Source organism: Parasphingorhabdus sp. (assembly GCF_049667325.1).
Taxonomy (GTDB): domain Bacteria; phylum Pseudomonadota; class Alphaproteobacteria; order Sphingomonadales; family Sphingomonadaceae; genus Parasphingorhabdus.
The window spans coordinates 1-5,796 of sequence record NZ_JBATHY010000131.1 but is presented as its reverse complement, the minus strand read 5'-3'; the positions used below and the strand labels follow the sequence as shown (position 1 = coordinate 5,796).

Sequence of the window (5,796 nt, the reverse complement as noted above, 5' to 3'; positions counted from 1 at the left end):
ATTTTCAACTTGAGACAGGCCTGCCCGACAGATAGGGCAGAGGCGTTGAACGGGTGCACGCAATTTAATATCTAAAGATCGGATGATTGAATGACTTCAGGCCATTGGCGGACCATCAAGGCGCTTCCCCAAATGTCGCTAACCCGCCTTTTCGACAAGGATAATAATCGGATCGCCCATCTCGGATTGGAGCAGGCGGGCATTTATTGCGATTTTTCAAAGACTCACCTGGACGAAGAGGCCGTGCAGGCCTTCGGAAAGCTGGCTGATGATATGAAGCTTTCCGATAAAGTGAAAGCTTTGCTATCGGGAGAGGTGGTCAATAACAGCGAGGGCCGGGCAGCGGAACATAGCGCAGAGCGTGGCACCGGAAACCCGGCAAGCGTGGAGAATGCGCGCGCGCTGCACCAGCGCATGAAAAGTCTGATCGAGGTCATCGATAGCGGTGTGCTGGGTGATTTTACCCAGATCATCCATCTCGGGATCGGCGGTTCGGCGCTGGGACCCAAAATGCTCCATCATGCGCTCAAGCTTGGCGACGAGAAATATGAACTTGCGGTTGTTTCCAATATCGACGGTGTCGCGCTTGAACCCGTGCTGGAGCGTTTTACGGCGGCCAAGACGCTGTTGGTAATTGCTTCCAAGACATTCACCACCGCGGAGACGCTGCTCAACGCGCAAGCGGTGCTAGACTGGATGCGTGAGGAGGGGGTGACCGATCCGATGGGACAAGTGGTAGCTTTGACAGCCGCTCCCGAGCAGGCAGTGGAGTGGGGCGTCGATGAAACGCGTATCGTGCCGTTTTCGGAGACGGTAGGTGGACGTTATTCCTTGTGGTCCTCGATCGGTTTCAGTGTCGCACTGACGCTCGGGTATGCCGTGTTCGAAGATCTGCTGGCCGGTGCAGAAGTCATGGACCAGCACTTTCAAACCGCGCCTTGGGATCAGAACATTCCGGTCCTCGCCGCCTTCGTCGATCAATATTATACTCAGGTTCGTGGTTGTGAAACGCGCGCGGTCTTTGCTTATGACGAGCGCTTGCGCCTGCTTCCCGATTATCTCCAGCAACTCGAAATGGAGAGCAACGGAAAATCCGTGACGCTCGATGGCGCGCCGCTGGAATTACAGTCGAGCCCGATCGTGTGGGGCGGCGTTGGAACCGATGCGCAACATGCCGTGTTCCAGCTGCTCCATCAGGGGAGCCATCTGGTTCCGGTCGAGTTTCTCGCGGTCGTCGAACCGGGCGATTCACTGGATCCGGCCCATCACCAGGGTCTGTTGTTGAATTGCTTTGCCCAGGGTGCGGCGCTGATGGCGGGTAAAAAATCCGATGACAGTCATCGAAACTATCCGGGTGACAGACCATCTGTCACGATATTACTGGAAGACTTGAACGCTCGAACATTGGGTGCGCTGCTGGCTTTTTACGAGCATCGCACTTTTGTGAACGCGGCTTTGCTGGATATCAACCCGTTTGACCAATTCGGCGTCGAGCTGGGCAAGCAAATGGCGGGCAAGCTTGCCGCCGACGATGGTAACCAACTGGACGCTTCGACCGAAGAACTGAAAAAGCGGGCCTTCGGACCCGGGCAATAAGGAAATATAGATGGCCAAATATGATTATGATCTGTTCGTTATCGGAGCAGGTTCCGGGGGAACGCGGGCGGCCCGAATTTCGGCATCCTACGGCGCAAAAGTGGCGGTGGCCGAAGAATTTCGGGTTGGCGGCACTTGCGTCATTCGCGGCTGCGTACCGAAGAAGCTGCTGGTTTACGGCTCCCATTTTTCTGAAGATCTGGAAGACGGCAAAAATTTTGGCTGGACCTGGGAAAATGCAAAATTCGACTGGCCGACCCTGCGCGATCATGTCCTTAAGGACGTTGACCGGCTGAACAATGCCTATACCGAAACGTTGAAAAACCACGATGTCGAGATCATTCTCGAACGCGCCGAACTGACTGGCCCGCACGAGATCAAGCTCGCCAGCGGCAAGACCGTGACCGCAAAATATATATTGATCGCCACCGGAGCGTGGCCCGTCGTGGCCGACTTTCCGGGCAGCGAGCATATGTCGACGTCGAACGAGATGTTTCATCTCGAGAAACTGCCCGAAACCATCATAATTTCGGGCGGCGGCTACATCGCCAATGAATTTGCCGGGATTTTCAACGGTCTGGGCAGCGATGTCATCGTGGTGAACCGGTCCGACATCATCTTGCGCGGATATGATGAAAGCGTGCGCGACCGCCTGATCCAGATCTCTCTCGCGAAAGGGATCATGTACAAATTCAACTGTACCTTCGACAAGATCGAGAAGCGCAAGGATGGCGCGCTGGATGTCTATATGGACGGCAAGAGCGAGCCGGTCCGCGCCGACGTGGTTCTCGCGGCGACCGGAAGACGGCCCAAGATCGACGGTCTCGGCCTGGAAAAAGCCGGCGTGGAGACCAACGAGAAGGACGCAATCATAGTCGACAACTATAGCCAGACCAACGTCAAGAATATCTACGCCGTGGGTGATGTGACAGACCGCGTTCAGCTGACCCCGATTGCGATCCGCGAGGGACAGGCTTTTGCTGATACCGTCTTTGGCGACAACCCGCGCACGATCGATTATGACAATATTCCGTCGGCGGTTTTCTCCCAGCCACCGATCGCCTCGGTCGGTCTGACCGAAGGCCAGGCGCGCGAACAATATGGCAATATCAAGGTCTATTCTTCCGACTTCAGGGCTATGCGCAATGTTTTTGCTGATCGGCCCGAACGCAGCCTCTACAAGATGATCGTCGAGCACCCGACCGAGAAAATCCTCGGGCTGCACATGATAGGCCCCGACGCACCGGAAATATTACAGGCAGCGGCAATAGCGGTGAAAGCTGGCCTCACCAAACAGGCGTTCGACGATACGGTGGCCTTGCATCCCAGCATGGCCGAGGAACTGGTGCTGTTCAAATAAACTGACGCTACGGCACCCGCCGCCAAAGCTGATGTTTAATCGTACGATTAATTACTATTGACGATTGCCTAACCGGCTGTGCATTGACTAGGGCATATCGCACCAAGTGATTCACAGCCGGGGGTTGAATGTCAGACATTATCGCACAACTGGAAGCCAAGCGCGCCGAAGCCCATCTGGGAGGCGGACAGAAAAGGATCGACAGCCAGCACGCCAAGGGCAAGCTGACCGCACGCGAGCGGCTCGAGATATTGCTCGACGAGGGTAGTTTCGAAGAAATCGACATGTATGTCGAGCATAATTGCGTCGATTTCGGTATGGAAAAGACCAAGATTGCCGGCGACGGTGTGGTCACCGGTTCCGGCACGATCAACGGTCGCCTGGTCTTTGTCTTCTCGCAGGATTTCACCGTATTCGGCGGTTCGCTGTCCGAACGTCATGCCGAGAAAATCTGCAAGGTCCTCGACAATGCGATGAAGGTCGGCGCTCCGGTTATCGGCATCAACGACAGCGGCGGCGCGCGGATCCAGGAAGGCGTCGCATCGCTCGGCGGCTATGCCGACGTGTTCCAGAAAAATGTGCTCGCCAGTGGCGTCATCCCGCAACTCAGCCTGATCATGGGCCCATGCGCGGGCGGGGCGGTCTATTCGCCGGCGATGACGGACTTCATCTTCCTGGTGAAGGATTCCTCCTATATGTTCGTCACAGGCCCCGATGTGGTCAAGACGGTGACCAACGAGATTGTCACCCAGGAGGAACTGGGCGGCGCGGTAACCCACACCACCAAGACCAGTGTTGCCGATGTTGCTTATGACAATGACATAGAGGCCTTGCTCGCTGCGCGCGACTTCATCGACTTCATGCCGCTTTCCAACCGGGAGGAAGTGCCGGAACGACCGACTGCCGACCCTTGGGACCGGCTCGAGGACAGTCTCGATACTTTGATCCCGGACAATGCCAACCAGCCATATGATATGCACGAAGTCATTCGCAAGATGGTCGATGAAAGCGATTTCTTTGAAGTCCAGCCGGCTCATGCGGGCAATATCATCTGCGGCTTTGGCCGGATGGAAGGCTCGACCGTCGGCGTGGTGGCCAATCAGCCAACCGTGCTCGCCGGTTGCCTCGATATCAATGCGTCCAAGAAGGCGGCGCGGTTCGTGCGCTATTGCGATGCGTTCAATATACCGATTGTCACTCTGGTCGACGTTCCCGGCTTTCTGCCCGGAACATCACAGGAGCATAACGGCATTATCAAGCACGGCGCGAAGCTGCTCTTTGCTTATGCCGAGGCAACGGTCCCGAAGATCACCATAATCACTCGCAAAGCATATGGCGGCGCTTATGATGTGATGGCGTCCAAACATCTGCGCGGCGATCTTAACTATGCCTGGCCGACCGCAGAAATCGCGGTAATGGGCGCAAAAGGTGCGGTCGAGATCATCTTCCGCGGAAAGACGCCGGAAGAAATCGCCGAGCACACCGCCGAATATGAAGCCCGCTTCGCCAACCCGTTTATCGCGGCGCAAAAGGGCTTTATCGACGAGGTTATCAAGCCACACTCGACACGGCGCCGGGTGGCGCTGGGACTACGGAAGCTGCGCAACAAGCAGCTGGAGAACCCGTGGAAGAAGCATGATAATATTCCGTTGTGAGGATTTGAGGTGAAAATCGTTCCCCGCCATTGCGAACGCAGCGGAGCAATCCAGTGCGTCGAGCGGCTCCCTGGATTGCCGCGTGGCCTTCGGCTCCTCGCAACGACGATTGGAGGCACGATCCGCTAATGCCAACAGGATTAGTAGCCCTCCTCGACGACGTCGCAGCCATCGCCAAAGTCGCTGCTGCATCGGTTGACGATATCGGCGCTGCCGCCGCGCGTGCCGGTACCAAGTCCGCTGGCGTGGTGATTGATGATGCCGCCGTGACGCCACAATATGTCACCGGTTTCGATCCGTCGCGCGAATTGCCGATGATCTGGAAAATCGCCAAGGGCTCGATCAAGAATAAGCTTGTGTTTCTGCTGCCCGCTGCGGTCCTTCTGGGTCAGTTCGCGCCCTTTCTTATCCCGATCATCCTGATTTTTGGCGGCTTGTTTCTCTGTTATGAAGCCGCGGAGAAGGTCCTCGAACTCTGCCATGTCGACGAGACCACCAAGCACGAACAACCGGCGATCATCGAAGGCCATGGCCGGGAAGAGGAAATGGTTGCGGGTGCGATCCGTACCGATCTGATCCTTTCAGCCGAGATCATGGCCATCGCCTTGTCGGAGCTCACCGACCAGGTTTGGTGGCAGCAAGGCCTCATCCTTGCCTTGATCGGAGTGCTGATAACCGTTGCTGTCTATGGCGCGGTCGCGCTGATCGTCAAAATGGACGACGTAGGCCTGCATCTTGCGCAAGAATATGACGGGGCGGTCAAGTCTTTCGGTCGCGGGCTAATCCTGTTCATGCCCAAATTGCTGGCTGCCATCTCGATCATCGGCACTCTGGCCATGGCATGGGTGGGCGGCGGATTACTGGTTCACAATATTGCCGCGCTCGGATGGCACGGACCGGAGCATTTGATCGATCTGATTTCGCATCCCTTGGTCGGCCTGTTCCCGGCTTCGGCAAAGCTGATGGTCGGCGGGATTGCCTTTGCGATATTGTCCGGCGTGCTTGGCGTTATCATTGGTGCCGGGATCGCGCCACTGGTGCACAGATTTATTCCGCATGGGGAGAAGCATTAAATGAAACTGGGAAGAATGAACCATATCGGCGTCGTGACGCCTTCGATCACCGACAGCATAGCCCATTGGCGCGACGTCATGGGTGCTACCTCTTTTTGCGAGCCTTTTGATC

General features: G+C 56.4%; 4 protein-coding genes and 1 pseudogene. All 5 read left to right on the top strand.

The annotated features are described in order from the left end of the window. Nucleotides 1-90 precede the first annotated feature (90 nt). Nucleotides 91-1,596: a glucose-6-phosphate isomerase gene (pgi, locus tag WBM93_RS06275; RefSeq protein ID WP_424429652.1), complete on the top strand. Its 1,506-nt coding sequence runs from the start codon at nucleotides 91-93 to the stop codon at nucleotides 1,594-1,596. Nucleotides 1,597-1,606: 10 nt separating this feature from the next. Next, nucleotides 1,607-2,956, top strand: coding sequence for a glutathione-disulfide reductase (gene gorA / locus WBM93_RS06270; protein WP_424429649.1), 1,350 nt, complete (start codon nucleotides 1,607-1,609; stop codon nucleotides 2,954-2,956). Nucleotides 2,957-3,084: 128 nt separating this feature from the next. Beyond that, nucleotides 3,085-4,611: an acyl-CoA carboxylase subunit beta gene (locus WBM93_RS06265; RefSeq protein WP_424429646.1), complete on the top strand. Its 1,527-nt coding sequence runs from the start codon at nucleotides 3,085-3,087 to the stop codon at nucleotides 4,609-4,611. A gap of 128 nt (nucleotides 4,612-4,739) precedes the next feature. Then, on the top strand, nucleotides 4,740-5,684 hold the full coding sequence (locus tag WBM93_RS06260) for a DUF808 domain-containing protein (RefSeq protein ID WP_424429643.1): 945 nt from the start codon (nucleotides 4,740-4,742) through the stop codon (nucleotides 5,682-5,684). Then, nucleotides 5,685-5,796 (top strand): annotated as a pseudogene (locus tag WBM93_RS06255) (methylmalonyl-CoA epimerase); the annotation flags it as partial.